At 34.4% G+C, this 17,285-nt stretch carries 18 protein-coding genes; 17 read left to right on the top strand and 1 reads right to left on the bottom strand.

The genetic code is table 11. The annotated features are described in order from the left end of the window. The 15 genes from MHB61_RS00330 (at position 1) to recD2 (ending at position 14,947) form a co-directional block, all read left to right on the top strand. A complete protein-coding gene (locus MHB61_RS00330; protein WP_003132774.1) occupies positions 1-597 on the top strand; it encodes an HAD family hydrolase in 597 nt (198 codons plus the stop codon). Positions 598-627: 30 nt separating this feature from the next. Beyond that, complete coding sequence (gene aroC / locus MHB61_RS00335) at positions 628-1,794, top strand: chorismate synthase (protein ID WP_003132775.1); 1,167 nt, start codon at positions 628-630, stop codon at positions 1,792-1,794. 118 nt (positions 1,795-1,912) lie between these two features. Then, entirely contained in the window at positions 1,913-2,272 is a 360-nt protein-coding gene (locus MHB61_RS00340; protein ID WP_010906119.1) for a YxeA family protein, read from the top strand. A gap of 30 nt (positions 2,273-2,302) precedes the next feature. After that, complete coding sequence (locus MHB61_RS00345; RefSeq protein WP_014570691.1) at positions 2,303-2,446, top strand: hypothetical protein; 144 nt, start codon at positions 2,303-2,305, stop codon at positions 2,444-2,446. Between the two features lie 14 nt (positions 2,447-2,460). Beyond that, complete coding sequence (locus MHB61_RS00350) at positions 2,461-3,240, top strand: ABC transporter ATP-binding protein (protein ID WP_003132777.1); 780 nt, start codon at positions 2,461-2,463, stop codon at positions 3,238-3,240. Next, positions 3,233-5,236 carry an ABC transporter permease gene (locus MHB61_RS00355; protein ID WP_003132779.1) on the top strand — a complete coding sequence of 668 codons (2,004 nt, stop codon included), beginning with the start codon at positions 3,233-3,235 and terminating at the stop codon, positions 5,234-5,236. Before MHB61_RS00350 ends, MHB61_RS00355 begins: the two co-directional genes overlap by 8 nt. Before the next feature lie 180 nt (positions 5,237-5,416). Next, positions 5,417-6,481, top strand: coding sequence for a VanZ family protein (locus tag MHB61_RS00360; RefSeq protein WP_003132781.1), 1,065 nt, complete (start codon positions 5,417-5,419; stop codon positions 6,479-6,481). Between the two features lie 2 nt (positions 6,482-6,483). Next, on the top strand, positions 6,484-7,155 hold the full coding sequence (locus tag MHB61_RS00365) for a response regulator transcription factor (RefSeq protein ID WP_003132782.1): 672 nt from the start codon (positions 6,484-6,486) through the stop codon (positions 7,153-7,155). Beyond that, the gene (locus tag MHB61_RS00370; protein ID WP_003132784.1) at positions 7,142-8,017 is read left to right on the top strand and encodes a sensor histidine kinase; all 876 of its coding nucleotides are present in this window, start codon (positions 7,142-7,144) and stop codon (positions 8,015-8,017) included. The genes MHB61_RS00365 and MHB61_RS00370 overlap by 14 nt, the downstream gene beginning before the upstream one ends. Before the next feature lie 2 nt (positions 8,018-8,019). Further along, positions 8,020-9,084 carry a prephenate dehydrogenase gene (locus tag MHB61_RS00375; protein WP_003132785.1) on the top strand — a complete coding sequence of 355 codons (1,065 nt, stop codon included), beginning with the start codon at positions 8,020-8,022 and terminating at the stop codon, positions 9,082-9,084. Positions 9,085-9,204: 120 nt separating this feature from the next. Beyond that, positions 9,205-10,497: a 3-phosphoshikimate 1-carboxyvinyltransferase gene (gene aroA, locus MHB61_RS00380; RefSeq protein WP_137016083.1), complete on the top strand. Its 1,293-nt coding sequence runs from the start codon at positions 9,205-9,207 to the stop codon at positions 10,495-10,497. 23 nt (positions 10,498-10,520) lie between these two features. Beyond that, entirely contained in the window at positions 10,521-11,009 is a 489-nt protein-coding gene (locus MHB61_RS00385) for a shikimate kinase (protein WP_003132788.1), read from the top strand. Between the two features lies 1 nt (position 11,010). Next, the gene (pheA, locus tag MHB61_RS00390) at positions 11,011-11,850 is read left to right on the top strand and encodes a prephenate dehydratase (RefSeq protein ID WP_014570689.1); all 840 of its coding nucleotides are present in this window, start codon (positions 11,011-11,013) and stop codon (positions 11,848-11,850) included. 2 nt (positions 11,851-11,852) lie between these two features. After that, a complete protein-coding gene (locus tag MHB61_RS00395; RefSeq protein ID WP_032398911.1) occupies positions 11,853-12,446 on the top strand; it encodes a histidine phosphatase family protein in 594 nt (197 codons plus the stop codon). Then, positions 12,443-14,947: an SF1B family DNA helicase RecD2 gene (gene recD2, locus MHB61_RS00400; protein WP_137016085.1), complete on the top strand. Its 2,505-nt coding sequence runs from the start codon at positions 12,443-12,445 to the stop codon at positions 14,945-14,947. Before MHB61_RS00395 ends, recD2 begins: the two co-directional genes overlap by 4 nt. 93 nt (positions 14,948-15,040) lie before the next feature. Here recD2 and rpsT read toward each other — a convergent pair whose 3' ends face one another. Continuing rightward, the gene (rpsT, locus tag MHB61_RS00405; protein ID WP_010906113.1) at positions 15,041-15,274 is read right to left on the bottom strand and encodes a 30S ribosomal protein S20; all 234 of its coding nucleotides are present in this window, start codon (positions 15,272-15,274) and stop codon (positions 15,041-15,043) included. 332 nt (positions 15,275-15,606) lie between these two features. Between rpsT and MHB61_RS00410 the strand changes: the two genes are divergently transcribed. After that, positions 15,607-16,119 carry an HD domain-containing protein gene (locus tag MHB61_RS00410; RefSeq protein ID WP_003132795.1) on the top strand — a complete coding sequence of 171 codons (513 nt, stop codon included), beginning with the start codon at positions 15,607-15,609 and terminating at the stop codon, positions 16,117-16,119. A 156-nt stretch (positions 16,120-16,275) separates the two neighbouring features. After that, positions 16,276-17,190: a diacylglycerol/lipid kinase family protein gene (locus MHB61_RS00415; protein ID WP_003132796.1), complete on the top strand. Its 915-nt coding sequence runs from the start codon at positions 16,276-16,278 to the stop codon at positions 17,188-17,190. Positions 17,191-17,285 lie beyond the last annotated feature (95 nt).

Genomic DNA, 17,285 nt, shown 5'->3' on the forward strand with positions numbered 1-17,285 from the left:
ATGACGACATTTATTTGGGATTTAGATGGAACACTAATTGATAGCTATGAGGTGTTTTTAGAAGCCTTGTCCGAATCATTTGCAAACTTTAACCTACCATTTGACCGAGAAACAGTATATAATTTTATAAAAGGTCAGTCAGTCAATGCTTTACTAAAAGAACAACCCGTTCCTTTTCAAGAAATAAAAGAAGATTTCACGACAAATTCAACAGCTAAAAATGACGAAATTAAATTAATGGTTGGTGCAAAAGCCGTTTTAGATTGGACTCAAAAAGAAAATATTCAAAATTTCATTTATACTCACAAAGGGAAAAATGCTTATGATTTGCTTAATCAGCTGGAAATTTCCCCCTATTTTTTAGAAATAGTCACTTCTGAAAATGGATTTAAAAGAAAACCTCATCCTGAAGCAATCAATTATTTACTTGAGAAGTATAAATTAAAGCCTGAAGAAACCTATTATATTGGTGACCGAATCCTTGATACTGAAGCAGCCCATAATAGTGGCATTCAATCAATCAATTTTCTTTCAGCAAAAAATTCACAGCAAATTAATAAATTAACAGATATTATTCAAATTTTTGAAATGAAATAAGTAAAAAGTTACTAAAAATGGAGGTATAAAATGCGTTATTTTACAGCGGGAGAATCTCACGGCCCAAGACTTACAGCAATTATTGAAGGAGTGCCAGCCGGTCTCTCATTGTCAGCAGAAGATATTAATATTGAACTTAAACGTCGTCAAGGCGGCTATGGTCGTGGCGGACGGATGAAAATTGAGTCTGACCAAGTTGAAATTACTTCAGGCGTTCGACACGGAAAAACAATTGGTAGCCCGATTACACTTAATGTTACAAACCGTGATTTCAAGAATTGGGAACAGATTATGGCAGCCCAAGATGTTGAAGATAAAATTAAAAAGCAACGTCGTTTGACCAAACCACGCCCAGGACATGCCGATTTAGTTGGCGGAATGAAATATGAATTTGAAGACTTACGAAATGTTTTAGAACGTTCGTCAGCGCGTGAAACAACAATGCGTGTTGCGGTTGGAGCTGTGGCAAAAAAACTACTTCACGAATTAGAAATTGAAATAGCTAATCATGTCGTAAATTTTGGCGGACGAGAAATTACAAGTCCAGAAAATTTAAGTGTTCAAGATATTCGTCAGACAGCTGGCCTTAGTGATTTGTCTATTTTTGATGAGAGTCAAGCAGAAGAATTACGCAATTACATCGACCAAATAAAAAAAGCTGGAGATACAATTGGTGGAATAATTGAAACCAGAGTAGAAGGAGTTCCGGCTGGTCTTGGTTCCTACGTCCAATATGACAGAAAGTTGGATGCAAAAATTGCTGCTGCGGTTGTTTCTATCAATGCCTTTAAAGGAGTTGAATTTGGACTTGGATTTGAAGCAGGAAAACGACCAGGAAGTCAAGTGATGGATGAAATCATCTGGTCTGAGGATAAAGGCTACACTCGTTCAAGTAATCAGTTAGGCGGTTTTGAGGGAGGAATGACAAATGGTGAACAAGTCATCGTCCGTGGAGTCATGAAACCTATTCCAACATTGTATAAACCCTTGATGTCTATTGATACCGAAAGCCATGAACCCTACAAAGCAAGTGTAGAACGTTCTGACCCAACCGCTCTTCCAGCAGCAGGAATTGTGATGGAAAATGTAGTAGCAACGGTAGTCGCTCAAGAAATCTGTGATAAATTTGATTCAGATACAATGAATGAACTAAGAGACGCTGTAGCCAGTTACAAAAAGCGCTTGTCAGAATATTAAAAAAAACAAAGCCTATCTTGGGCTTTTTTTATAAAATAAATAACTTACGAATTTGTAAGTTTTCAGGTGTACATTTCTTGTTACAATGAATTTATCAAGAAAACATAAGGAGAACAAAATGAAAAAAATACTTTTTGGAATAATAGCACTTATCATCCTCGTCGGTGGAGCGGGTTTTGCATGGTACAAAGTAAGTTATGGTGGAGGAACCTACTACGTTCAAATCACAAAAGACGGAAAAGAAAAAGAAGTCAGTGATAATTCAGGAAAAAAATTTAAAGAATATGATTATGATATAAAATCCTATCAAAAAGATGGAAAAGAAAAGAGAGTTACATTTATGGCAGACCACAATCTCCGTAAAGAAGCTTACCTGAAGTTAACAGTTAATTCCGTTAAAGGAGTAACCTCTTGGGAAGAAGTTAAAAAGTCAGAGGTTCCTAAAGAAGCCCTTAAGAAATTAAATAATAACTCATAAAAATAGTCTCAGAAAGAAAGAGGAAAGAACATGACATTTTTGCAAATTAATATTATGCTAATGACCATTACAGTTATTTTGTCTTCACTAATGGGCGCTTGCCTCCTTTATTCCATGAAGGCAATGCGAACACGTTTAGCTAAAATAAATAAAAAGAACGAAATCGAAAGATAAGATAGGAGAAAAATATGTTACTCGAAGTAAAACATCTCAAGAAAATTTTTAAAACAAGATTTTCAAAAGAAGAAACCACAGCCCTAGTTGACATTGATTTTGGTGTAGAAGAAGGCGAATATATTGCCATTATGGGGGAATCTGGTTCAGGAAAAACAACCTTGTTGAATATCCTATCAACTCTTGAAAAACCAACTTCTGGACAAGTACTCTTAAATAAAGAAGACATTACGGCTATTAAAGATAAAGAAATTTCTGCATTTAGACGTGATCATCTCGGTTTTGTCTTTCAAGATTTCAATTTACTTGATACCCTTAACGTCAGAGACAATATTTACCTTCCACTCGTTTTATCAAAATCAAGCGTAGAATTAATGAAGAGTAGACTAAAAATTCTCGCACCTAAACTAAACATTGAAAATCTCTTAGAAAAACAACCTTTTGAACTTTCAGGAGGACAAAAACAGCGGGTTGCTGTAGCACGTGCCTTGATTAGCCAACCTGATTTAGTTCTTGCCGATGAACCCACAGCTGCTTTGGACTTTAAAAACTCAGAAGACTTACTCAACCTTTTTGAAGAAATTAATGATAGTGGTCAAACCATTATTATGGTTACTCACTCAAGTTTAGCTGCAAGCCATGCGAAACGTGTTCTTTTTATAAAAGACGGTGTTCTTTACCATCAACTTTATCGTGGTGAAAAAAGCTCAACTGAATTTGCAAAAGAAATTACTCTTTCAATGATTGCTTTCTTGGGAGCATCAGAGGATGAGGAGGTGTCCTTAAATGCTTAGTTTAAAACTTGCGGCCAATAACATCAAAAAGGGATTTAAAAGTTTTGCACCTTTTTTAATGGCCTCAGTTACGATGTTCGTAATGATTTTCGTCACAGCATCAATCGCTTTATCTCCCTCTATTAGTAAATTAAAAGGAGGGAGTTCTCTTTCACAAGTGATGGGATTTGCATTGATTGTTTTATCTATTTTTGCAGTTCTTATCTTAGTTTATAGTTATCGCTTTTTACAAACTCAGCGCTCTAAAGAATTTGGACTTTATGATATTCTTGGCTTTGGTAAAACAAGAATTGTAGGAGTCGCATTTTTAGAATTACTCTTAAGCTATATCATTACGGTTATTGTTGGAACGATTTGTGGGATTGCTTTTTCAAAATTTCTCTTCTTAGTGTTTGTAAATATGATTGGAGGAAATTATTTTAATCTAGTCATTAGTCCCACAGCAATTTTATTACTTGCCATTCTCTTCTTTGTTTTCTTTTTAGTTTTAATGATGATCGGAGTTTGGATTATCTGGCGTTCTTCAAGTCTTGATCTTCTAAGAGAAGAGTCAAAAGGTGAAAAAGAACCAAAATCAAATTTATTTTTCGCCATTGCCGCAGTCATTCTTTTAGGAGCTGGTTACTATATCGCTTTAACGGTTGAAGACCCAATGGCAGCAATAATGAAATTCTTTATTGCCGTTTTACTTGTTATCTTTGGTACTTATCTTTTCTATATTAGTTTTACCGTTTGGTACCTTAAATTGAAAAAGAAACGTCCAAGTTACTATAAACCAAATAATTTCATTACAACAAGTTCTATGCTTTATCGAATGAAAGCAAATGCTGTTGGTCTAGGGAATATCACTATTTTGTTATCTATGACAATCGTGACCGTAGTTGTCAGTTTAGGTGTTTTTCTTGGAACTGAGAACTCAGTAAAAACCTACTATACCCGAGAAGCAAAGACTTATTCGGTTGCAAATAATACGGATGTAAAACAAGACATTGAACGAATTAAAAGTGCCGCAGCTAGCAAAAATATAGAAATCAAAAATCTATCTGATATGTACTATGCTCAAGATTTACAAGCCGATAGAGTCAAGTCGTCTAAAGATCAATTTATTACTTCAAATAAGCAAGGAGTGATGTTTGATAAAAATTCATATTTTGCGACCTTAACAACTGCTCAAACACTTAAATTTTTAGGAAATAAAGATATTCCTTCTTTAAAAGACAATCAAGTCTTACTTGTGGACATATCGAAAAATAAAACGTCATTTGATAGTAAGATCAAATCAATTCAATGGTATGGAGAGACTTATCAAGTTGCTGACACGCTTAATTCTGTTAAAGATTTTCCATCAAGCAGTGTTGTAACGGTTTCTTCTAAGGCTATGATGATTGTCTTTGCTAATAATCAAGCTTTTGATAAAGGACTCGCTAATTACAATAAAACAATTAGTGATGATCAAGGATTTTCAAATCTTGCATCAACATCAATCATCTTTGATATCAAACCTGTTGATGAAAAAAGATTTACTAAAGCTTTCAAGGAAGAGTTTAAAGATAATAAAGATTTATCGATTTCATATAGAAGTGAAGCTTTGCAAGATCAGCGCGCTCAAATTGGAGGATTTGTCTTTGTTGGTTTTGTTTTAGGAATTAGTTTCATTCTTGGAGCTGCATTAATTATCTACTACAAGCAACTCTCAGAAGGGGCACAAGATAAACGCTCATTCAAAATTTTACAGGAAGTGGGACTTTCAAAAGAAGAAGTTCAAAAAACAATCAAATCACAAGTTCGTTTGATATTCTTCCTACCATTAGTTATCACTATCGCCCATTTTGCTGGTGCATATTTAATGATTGAAAAAATAATAATGTTGTTTGACATTAATGACCGCTCAGTTATTTTTACTATTTCCTTAGCAACAATTGCAATCCTTGCAATTATTTACTACCTCATCTATAAGGCAACGAGTCGTGTTTACTACAAAATTGTTGAAAGATAAAAAAGAAGGCATAAATATGCCTCTTTTTTTGTTTAAATCCATATAGAAGAAACAAGGGAAGGAAAAAGCTACAAAAGAGAGCTACTTTTGATATAATAAAAGGAACAAAAACAATGGTTTTCTCGGCACTAAATGTATCTTTTGTTAGAGAAAAATAGTTACCTTTAGGGAAAGGAAAATATGACGATCTATCTTCATTCAATTCAAATTGGAGTTCTTCTCTTTTTTATATTTTTATTTATATCATTAATTCCATATTTGATTGTACAATATCGTCGGTATGGTCGGATTAATTTTTGGCGCTTTTTTGTCAATTTTTCATTTATTCTTTATCTCATTTGCGCTTATGCCATGACAATTTTCCCGCTTCCTCCTGTGAGTGAAGTAGCAAAAATGACAGGTCCAAAGCAAAACTTAGTTCCATTTGAGTTTGTTCGTCAATTTATTTTATATAGTCCTTTTAATATAAATGAACCTTCAACTTGGCTTGCAGCTCTAAAAGATTCAACATTTATCCAACCATTTTTTAATCTACTTTTAACCTTGCCTTTTGGCCTTTATTTAAGATATTTATTTAAACGCTCATTTAAACAAACTTTTGTTTTAAGCTTTTTGCTAACTTTATCATTTGAACTTATCCAAAGGTCAGCTCTTTTTGGACTATATCCTCGACCTTATCGTTTGTTTGATGTTGATGATTTAATGATTAATACGCTTGGAAGTTTAATTGGATTTGGAATTGCGGTTACTTTTAGTCGATTTTTACCAGATTTGGATGCAACTAAGGCTGAAAGTTCAAGAGTTAGTCTTTCAAGACGTTTCATTGCCTTTTTAGTTGATTTGGTTCTTATTTTTATCATTGGAAGTCTTTTTCTACCAATAGGCTATTATTCAGAATTAATAATTTTAGGACTTGTCCCGCTAGTTCTCAAAGCAACACCAGGTCAATTATTATTGAGAATTCAAATAAAAGCTAAAAATCGTTTTAGAATTGCTTTGCGCCAATTTTTATCTTTTGGAAACTTTGCTTTGATTATCTCAGCAGAATATTTTCTTCAACGTTCAGGTACAATACCTCAGGATCAATTGGGACAAAACTTTTTACTTATTTTACTCTTTTTAGGATTGAGTCTTTTACCTCTACTAGATGTTTTAATTGCTTTTCTCTCGAAAACAAGAAAACTTTGGTATGAAAGAGTGAGTGATACAGAAATGATAGCAAAATTGAAAACAAATGAGGAGTGAATATGACTAAAATATTTATTGTAGAAGATGATGAAATTATTGTGAAAGCAATTAAGATTGCCTTAGAAAAAGAATTTCAAGTCAGAAGTGTTTCCAATTTTCGAGCAGTAAAACAAGAAATTATGGAATTTGAAGCAGATTTAGTATTAATGGATATTGGGCTACCATTTTATAGTGGTTTTTATTGGACAAATGAATTAAGAAAGCTTTCCCAAATTCCTATTATCTTTATTTCTTCGGCATCGGATGACATGAATCAAGTAACCGCTATGAATCAAGGAGCTGATGATTTTGTAACCAAGCCGTTTTCATTAGAAATTTTAAATGCAAAAATAAAAGCTTTACTGCGCAGAAGTTATTCTTTTTCAGGGATTGAAAAGTTAGAATTTGCTGGTTATGTTTTATCTGAAAATACTTTGATTTCAACTCAAGAAGGTGAACGCGAAGAAATTGAGCTTACAAGTTCTGAAAATAAAATTTTAACTCTTCTTTTTCGTGGAAATGGTGAAGTGGTGACCAAGGAAAAAATTCTACAAGAGTTGTGGCAAACAGATGAATTTATTGATGCAAATACTTTAAATGTAAAAATGACTCGTTTACGCAAAAAACTTGGTGAAATTGGCTTTGATAAGCATATTATGACAAAAAGAGGAAGTGGTTATGCTCTGGTTTAAATTTTTTAAGTCTAAAATTCCACAAATTGGTGTCTTTTTGCTTATGTCAGCTATTTATATTGTGACATTTTGGCTTTGGCATCTACCAATGATGGCATTTGTTAACAGTACTTTATTTGCTGTCATTATTTTTATTATTTACCTTATCTCATCCTATTTTCGATGGAAAGCAAACTGTGAAGCTATTGAGAGAGTAGTGAAAGACAACGAAGAGTTGCAAAAAAAGTTAGAACAACAAAATCTTGCTGAGCGTGAAATGGAAGATATTATCAGGGTCTGGTCGCACCAGATGAAGGTCCCTTTGGCAGCTATTGATTTAATGACTCAAACTCAAGTTAATAGTGAGGAGCTGAAGAATCAGGTTTTTTCTTTAGAAAATTATCTAAAAATTCTTCTGGAATATCAAAGAATTAATAATTTAGCTACTGATTTCAGATTTGAAAAAGTGAGTATGGCTTCACTTGTGAAAGAATTAGTCAAAAAATATAGTAGCTTTTTTATTCAGAAAAACCTTTCAATCCAAATTGAAGGAGAGTGGTTAGTCAATAGTGACCAAAGGTGGTTGAGTCTGGCTGTTGAGCAATTACTGAATAATGCTGTAAAGTATACCAAAGAAGGTGGGATTCTAATTAAAATTAAAACTGGTGAATTAATCATTCAAGATAGTGGGATTGGGATATTAAAAGAAGACCTTCCTCGCCTTTTTGAACACGGATTTACTGGATATAATGGTCGGATTCAACAAAAGTCAACAGGTCTTGGACTTTATTTATCTAAATTAATTTTAGATAAATTAGAATTTGAAATTTCAATTAACTCTGAAATTGGAAATGGGACGTCTGTGACAATAACGAAAGAATAAAAATGAAAAAAATATTAATCATTGGACTTGGTCTCATTGGAAGTTCAATTGCCTTAGGGATAAAAAGAGCTAATCCTGATTTTGAAATTCTTGGCTCTGATCGTGAGAACATTCAAGAAATTGCTCAAAAGCGTGGAATTATTGATTCTAAAGTTAGCTTAGTTGAAGGAGCTCAAAAAGCAGATATTATTATTTTGGCTGTTCCAATTATAACCACTTTGGAGCTTTTGAAAAAGCTAGCAACTTTGAATTTGAAAAAAGGTCTTTTAATTACAGATACAGGTTCAACCAAGAGTGAAATTGTTGAACTGGCAAATCAACTTTTTGATGAAGACAAAGTACGATTTATCGGTGGACATCCGATGGCTGGCTCTCATAAATCAGGAGTAATGGCGGCAGATATTAATTTATTTGAAAATGCTTATTATGTTTTGACCCAAGAAAACCAAGAATTACGTGATTTACTTAAAGGACTTCATGCCAAATTTATTATTTTAGATGCAAAAGAGCACGACCGAGTCACTGGGCAGGTTTCTCATTTCCCGCATATTTTGGCTTCGGCCCTTGTTTGGCAGTCAGATGATTTTTCAAAAGAACATCCTTTAGTGAAACATTTAGCGGCTGGTGGTTTTAGAGATTTAACTAGAATTGCAGAGGCTGACAGTTTGATGTGGACAAGTGTCTTATTATCAAATCCAGAAATTACGATTGATAGAATAGAAAATTTCAAAAAACAATTAGATGAAATTGCTTTAAAAATTGCTAATAAAGATTCTGCAGCTATAGAACACTTTTTTGAACAAGGTAAAAAAATCCGTCAAGCTATGGAAATTCATAAAGGGGCTCTGCCAAACTTTTATGATTTATTTATTTCGGTTCCCGATGAAAAAGGAGTTGTTTTAAAGGTTTTAGGCTTACTAGAAGATTTCTCAATAACAAATGTAAAAATTAATGAAGAAAATCGCGAAGATATTCATGGTCAACTTCAAATTTCGTTTAAGAGAGCGGAAGATTTAAAAGAAGCACGAGAAATTATTGAAAAAGCAACTGATTTTACAGTTGTTTGATATAGATTAAAGATAGGACTTTCTTAGTCTTAAAATCTTAGGAAAAATTGTTGAAAATAAAAGGGCTCTGAGCGCCCTTTTATGCTATAATAAATACTAAAAAATGTTTAGGATAATATAATGAAATTAAAGATAAATTCGCAAGGCTTAAAAGGACGTTTAAAAGTTCCAGGAGATAAATCAATCTCACATCGTAGTATTATGTTTGGCTCTATTGCTAAAGGAAAAACTGTTATTTATGATATTTTACGTGGAGAAGATGTCTTATCTACTATTGAAGCTTTCCGTGCGATGGGAGTTGAAATTGAAGATAAGGGTGAGGTGATTACTGTCCACGGTAAAGGAATTTCAGAACTTAAGGCTCCTGAAAAAGCACTGGATATGGGAAATTCCGGAACTTCAACTCGTCTTTTATCGGGAATTTTAGCAGGCCTTCCTTTTGAAACTACTTTGTTTGGTGATGACAGTTTATCAAAAAGACCAATGGATCGTGTAGCAACTCCTTTACAATTGATGGGGGCAGAAATTACTGGTCAAACCGATAAGGTTAAATTACCGATGACAATTAAAGGAAGCACGCATTTGAAGGCAATTGACTATGTTCTTCCGGTGGCTTCGGCTCAGGTAAAATCAGCTGTAATTTTTGCTGCTTTACAGGCAGAAGGGCTGACGAAAGTTGTTGAAAAGGAAAAAACACGCTCACATACCGAAGAAATGTTAGTTCAATTTGGTGGAGAACTAAAGGTTTCTGATAAAACAATTCTTGTACCTGGTGGACAAAAACTTGTGGGTCAAAAAGTAGTAGTTCCTGGAGATATTAGTTCGGCAGCTTTTTGGTTGGTTGCGGCCTTGGTTGTTGAAAATTCAGAACTTATTTTAGAAAACGTTGGAGTTAATGAAACAAGAACTGGAATTATCGAAGTCATTCAAGCAATGGGTGGACAGTTGGAAATTTTAGAGCAAGATAATGTGGCAAAGGCTGCAACTCTAAAAGTAAAAGCTAGTCAATTGAAAGGAACTGAAATTTCAGGTGATTTAATTCCTAGATTAATTGATGAATTGCCAATCATTGCTCTCTTAGCAACGCAAGCTCAAGGCCAAACAATTATTCGAGATGCGGCTGAGCTTAAAGTAAAAGAAACTGACCGAATTGCTGTTGTCGCGAATGCTCTTAATAGTATGGGGGCCAAAATTCAACCAACAGATGATGGAATGATTATTCAAGGTGGAACGAAACTCCATGCTCCAGCAAATTCAATTAATACTTTAGGTGACCATAGAATTGGAATGATGGCTGCAATTGCAGCACTTTTGGTTAAAAATGGGGAAATTGAGCTTGAACGTGCCGAAGCAATTCAAACAAGTTATCCAAGTTTCTTTGACGATTTAGAACAATTGTCGGAAAATATTTGAACTTAAGTGATTGGAAGTAAAAAATGAGTATCATTTTAATTGGATTTATGGGTGCGGGAAAGTCCACAGTAGCAAAACTTTTAACAGAAAATTTTACTGATTTGGATCAATTAATTGAAGAAGAAATTGAGATGACAATTGCTGAATTTTTTGAATTATTTGGGGAAGCTGATTTTCGTAAAATTGAAAATGAGGTTTTTGAACTTGCGCTGCAAAAGAATATAATTATTGCAACGGGTGGTGGAATAATTGAAAATCCAAAGAATTTAGAGGCTCTTGATAGAGAAGCTGGAGTTGTCTTTTTGACCGCTGATTTTGAAACGCTTTGGGAACGAATTTCGATGGATTTGCAGAATGTTCGTCCTCTAGCGCAGGATAAAAAGGCCGCTCAACTTTTATTTGAAAAAAGAAAAAATGACTATGCAAAAGTGGCCGATTTAACGATTGATGTTACTGATAAGAGTCCTGAGCAAATTGTAGAAGAGATTCGTGAAAAATGGGGGATAAATTAAGATGAAAATTGCGTATTTAGGACCTCGTGGCTCTTTTTGTTCGGTGGTGGCTGAGACAGCATTTGTATCAGAAGAATTATTTGCTTATGATAGTATTCTGGATGTTATTGAAGCTTATGATGAAGGAAAATGTGATTTTGCTCTTGTTCCTATTGAAAATTCGACTGAAGGAACTGTGAATATGAGTATTGATAAAATTTTTCATGATTCTAAGGCGACAGTTGTGGCTGAATTTGTTTTGCCAATTTCACAAAATTTGCTGGCTCTTTCAAAAGAGGGGAAAATTGAACATATTTATTCCCACCCTCAAGCGCTTGCACAAACACGAAATTATTTACGAGAGCATTATCCACAGGCAAAGGTTGAAATTACTGATTCTACTTCAGCAGCAGCTGAATTTGTGAAAAATCATCCAGATTTGCCAATTGCAGCTGTTGCTAATTCTTACGCGGCTAAAATGTATGATTTAGAGATTGTTGCCAAAAATATTCAGGATTTAGCAGGAAATTCTACTCGGTTTTGGTTATTGGGAAAAGAGAAAAAATCATTTGATTTACTAAAAACAGGTGAGAAGGTGAGTTTGGCTTTGACTCTACCTGATAACCTGCCAGGAGCGCTTCATAAAGCGATTTCTGTTTTTGCTTGGCGTGATATTGATATGACAAAAATTGAATCACGTCCTTTAAGAACAAGGCTAGGTCAGTACTTTTTTAATATTGATTTAGTAAATAATGAAAAAAATAATTTAAAAATTCCTTATGCTCTTGAAGAACTATCAGGTTTGGGAGTAAAGGTTCGTTTATTAGGAAATTATGCAGTCTATTCATTGGGAGAGGTGTAAAGGTGAGAATTTATTTTGTACGACATGGTAAGACGGAGTGGAACTTGGCGCGACGTTTGCAAGGACAAAAAGGAGATTCACCTTTATTGCCAGAATCTTATGAAGCGATTGAACGAGTTCATAAGTTTTTAGAACCAATTGAATTTGACAAAGTTTTGTCGAGTCCACAAAAAAGAGCTTTGATTACGGCAGATTTACTGACAAATCAAAGTGTGAGTACTGACAAACGATTGTCGGAGTGGAATTTCGGGGAATTAGAGGGTTGGTTCATTAGCGATGCAATTGCTAAATATCCTAAAGAAATGCATGATTCACTTTTTGAGTTGGATCAATTTGATGGAAGTGTTTTTGGAGCTGAATCTGTGAGTTCTGTCTTGAATCGCTTTGATTCTTTGGCTCAGGATTTGTTGAATTCTAAAATGGACAATGTACTTTTAGTTGGTCACGGGGCTTCTGGAACGGCTGGAATGCGCCATTTAGCTGGCTTTCCAATTGCTGAATTACGTTCAGTTGGTGGTTTAGCCAATAATACGGTCACTGTTTTAGAATCAAATGCTGGCCATTTTGACTTAAAAATTTGGGATAAACAGCTATGATTGAAAAAACTTATTTTACTGGTTCGATTGAGGCAATATTTTTCTCCAATCCCAGTAATTTTTATAAAGTTCTACTCATTGAAATTGATGAAACTAATGCTGAATATGATGATTTTGAAATTGTGGTTAACGGGACAATTGGGGATGTGGTTGAAGGAGATTCTTATACATTTTATGGTCAATTGACGCAGCATCCTAAATATGGGGAACAATTACAGGTCAGTCAATATGAAAAAGCAGTGCCGACTTCTGGTGCTGGTTTAGTTAAATATTTTTCTTCAGATAAATTTCCTGGAATTGGTAAGAAAACGGCAGAAAAAATTGTTGAAACTTTTCCTGAAAATACGGTAGATTCAATTTTAGAAGCGCCGGAGAAATTGGATGGTCTATTGACCCTAGCCAGAAAAAATTCATTTATCAAACGATTACGTGAGAATCATGGAATGGAAAAAGTGCTGACCAAGCTTGCAGAATATGGCTTACCAAGCAAAATCACTTTTCAAATTTATGAACTTTATAAAGAAGAAACGATTGAAAAAATTGAGGGAAATCCTTATCAGCTTGTGGAAGATGTTAAGGGAGTTGGTTTTAAAACAGCTGATAAGATTGCAAGTAGTTTAGGAATTGAAGCGGATAGCCCTAATCGATTTCGAGCGGCATTGATGCATGAGGTCAATACACATTCGCAATCAACAGGCGATACTTACATTGAAGCCAAAAATTTACTTGAGATGACGATAGACTTACTTGAAGAAGCTCGTAATGTCGAGGTCAACCCGTCTGCTGTTGCGGAGGAAATTAATGGTTTAATAGTTGATGGAAAAGTGCAACAAGAAGGAACAAAAATATTTGAGAATTCCTTGTACTTCGCTGAGGACGGGATTCGGAAATCACTGACAGCATTAACTAATCGTTCGGGTAAAGATTTTGCTGATGAAAAGTTACTGACAGTATTGGCTGAAGTTGAAAGAGATTTAGAAATTACTTATGATGATTTGCAAAAGCAAGCCATTATTGGTGCAATGAATCAGCAATTTTTCATTTTGACTGGTGGACCAGGAACTGGTAAAACAACAATTATTAATGGTTTTATTGAAACTTATGCCCGTCTTCATCAGCTAGATTTGGACCCAGACCATTATAATGATGACGTCTTTCCTATATTACTGGCAGCACCGACTGGTCGAGCTTCAAGACGGATGAATGAGTTGACTGGTCTTCCAGCAGCGACGATTCACCGCCATTTGGGTTTGGGACAAGATGAAGCAGAAGATGCTCTTGGAAATGAATTGTCTGGTGCTCTTTTGATTGTTGACGAATTTTCTATGGTTGATACTTGGTTAGCTAATAAACTTTTTCAAGCGATTCCTGGTTCAATGAAAGTTCTCCTTGTTGGAGATGCTGACCAGCTTCCTTCTGTGGGGCCAGGACAAATTTTTGCGGATTTACTAAAAATTCCAGAAATTCCGTCAGTAAAATTGGATAAGATTTTTCGTCAAGGGGATGATTCTACCATTACTGATTTAGCTCACCACATCAAAGATGGGCAATTGCCAAGTGATTTCACGGCGAAAAAACCTGACCGTTCTTATTTTGAGGTCAGTGCAAATTTTGTTCCTCAGATGGTTGAACAAATCGCAAGTGCATGGCAAAAAAGAGGGAATAATCCTTTTGAATTACAAATCTTAGCGCCTATGTATAAAGGAATGGCCGGAATTAATGCAATGAATGTTCTTTTGCAAAATCTCTTTAATCCGCTTAATGACCGACTTGAATTTGCTTTGGGTGATATGAAATTTCGTGAAGGAGATAAAGTTCTTCATTTAGTAAATGATGCTGAGGCCAATGTATTTAACGGAGATTTGGGACAAATCGTAGAATTGATTGCAGCAAAATATACTGATAGTAAACAAGATGAGTTGGTGATGGATTTTGATGGTCAAGAATTGACTTATCCAAGAGCGGAGTGGTATAAAATTACTCTGGCTTATGCGATGTCCATTCATAAATCTCAAGGTTCGGAGTTTTCCACAGTTATTGTGCCGATGGTTTCTTCGTATTCACGCATGTTAGAGCGAAATTTGCTTTATACGGCAATTACAAGGGCTAAACAAAGTCTGATTTTACTTGGTGAAGAACGAGCTTTTGCACAAGCGGTGGCGCGTGAAGGAGCGAATCGAAAGACCTATCTGATTGAGCGATTTATGGGAGAAAATCCAGCGGCTAAAAATCTGTCAGTAGAAATTGTGAGTGAAAAAGTTACTGACAAAAAAGAAAGATCTGACAAAGAGAAGAAGCCTGCAGCGCCAGTAGAATTACAAGGGCAAATTCGTTCTGTCAGTAAAAAAATGCCAGCACAAGTAGAAGAAATTTCTTTATTTGAAGATGAAGAAATTGAAACACTGGATAAGGGAAGCTTGACAGAAGCACTTATTTTGTCAGGAAATTTTGACCCTTTAATTGGTTTAACTCAACAAGACTTTGCAATCTTTAATAAATAAAAAAATACTGACAGAAATTGCTGTCAGTATTTTTTTGTTTCTATCAGTACTTTTTGATATAAAAAAATCTGCCAAAGAGACAGACATTTTTAATTAGCCAAGTTTAGCAGCAAGACGTGCTTTATCACGTGATGCTTTGTTAGCATGGATAAGGCCTTTTGAAGCAGCTTTATCAATTGATGAAGAAGCAGCTCTGTAAAGTTCTTCAGTAGGTGCAGCTTCAAATTTTTTGATAAGAGTACGCATTGCAGATTTTTGTTGTGCGTTGCGTTCGTTTGCTACTTTATTCAATTCAGCACGTTTGATTGCAGATTTAATGTTTGCCATTTTTTGTCTCCTTTTATTACTTTTCATAGAAAAGCGGTTGATGTGATGTCCCAGGTGGGCACACTACACCCTCCAAGATTTTTCTAATACCTATCAATTATACAGGAAATTTGAGTTTTTGTAAACTATCGGCCTTACTTTTTTAGAAAAAATAGAAAAAATATTTTTTACTAAAATAATAAATAAATAAAAATGGAAATCAAGTAAAATAGCAAATTTTCAAAATTTTACAAGCATTAAAAATAAATTTCTAAGCATTTAAAAAGAAAAATTTAATCTAAAAACTGAGTAAATCATATTGACAAAGAGAATTATCGTGTTATAATCAAGTCATGAATTTAGAAGAAAAGCCGTGGTTTAACGACGCAGAATATATGAGTTATGTCGGTCATCTATTAGAAATGGATGAGCTTAAAAAGCTTGATGGGATTACACATCACTATACTTCAACACGCTTGCAACATTGCTTAAGAGTAAGTTATGTAAGCTATCTCATTGCGAAAAAACGTGGCCTCAATGCTAAAGCTACAGCTAGAGCTGGACTTTTGCATGACCTTTTCTATTATGATTGGCGCAATACAAAATTTGCTAAGAGCCATGCCTATGTGCATCCTCATATCGCCTACCGTAATGCGCGCAAACTGACAACCTTGTCAGCTCTTGAAAAAGACATAATCATCAAACATATGTTCGGTGCGACAATCAATCCGCCACGCTATAAAGAAAGTTGGATTGTTACTGCTGTTGATAAATATGTAGCTACCCTTGAAGGGTCAGTTAACCTCAAGTACAAATGGAATCGGCGTAAGCATTTTAAACGTTTACCTTATTTCAGTATTGATTAAAAAAGTAAAAAATAAAACCTATCCATTGATAGGTTTTTTTATTTAGAAATAAGTCTGTCAGTAAAATAAAGCAAGTCTTGTCAGAGATTTTTCATAATATGATAAAATTAGTATGTAAGCAATAAATTCCATTGCACTAAAATAAGGAGGTATTTTATGAAAAATGTAAAAGTATTTTATAATGAAAAATCTGGTAATAATGATGAAGACAAAGTTTTGAAAACAATTAAGGACTTTTTTGCAAGACCAGAAAATTCAGCCTCTAAACTTGAATTTATCAATCCAGAAAGCCCAGAGGATGCAATCCGTCTTGCTAAAAAAGCCAGTCAAGACCAAACAGACCTTGTGGTTGCTTTAGCTGGCGATGGAACCATCAATAAAATTTGTGGAGGAGTATTTGAAGGAGGAGCAAAACCGATTCTAGGCATTGTTCCTAATGGTACGGTTAATAATTTATCAAAATCACTTCATATTCCGCAAAAATTAGAAGAAGCACTTAATAATTTAAGTCAAGGCGAAATTCAAAAATTTGATATTGCCAAAGTCAATAATGATTATATGACATCAAGTTTAACATTAGGGATTTTAGCAGATATTGCCCAAAATGTCAGCGGCTCTGAGAAGAAAAAATTTGGACCTTTAGCTTATCTAAAAGATGCTTATAAAGTTATCCGCTATAATAAAACCTATCGAATTAAAGTAAAATATAATGGAAAAACCAAGTCATTAAGAACAAAACTATTATTGATTACAATGACAGATACAATTGGTGGAATGCAAGCTTTGGCCCCCAAAGCTAAAGTTGATGACGGACTTATCCGTGTTTATTCATTAAAAGAAATCAATTTATTTAATATCCTTTTTCATTTGAACAAACTTCGTCGAGGAAAATTTGATGATTTTCTTGAAATGACTCATTTTGATACTGACCATTTAGAGATTCTCACACATTCAAAGAAAAAGAAAGATAATCCATATTCAAGAATTGATGGGGATAAAAGTGATCCGCTTCCATTAGATATCAAGGTTTATCGAAAAGCACTGACAACCCTTGTTCCTAAAAGTGAATAAAAGGCTGTCAGTAAATAATAGAAATAAAAAATCAGACCTAAGACTTATGATATAAAGTCTGTGTGAGCCTGATTATAAAAGGGTTTAAGAGTTTC

The organism is Lactococcus sp. FSL K6-0773 (assembly GCF_038006485.1).
GTDB classification, from domain to species: domain Bacteria; phylum Bacillota; class Bacilli; order Lactobacillales; family Streptococcaceae; genus Lactococcus; species Lactococcus lactis.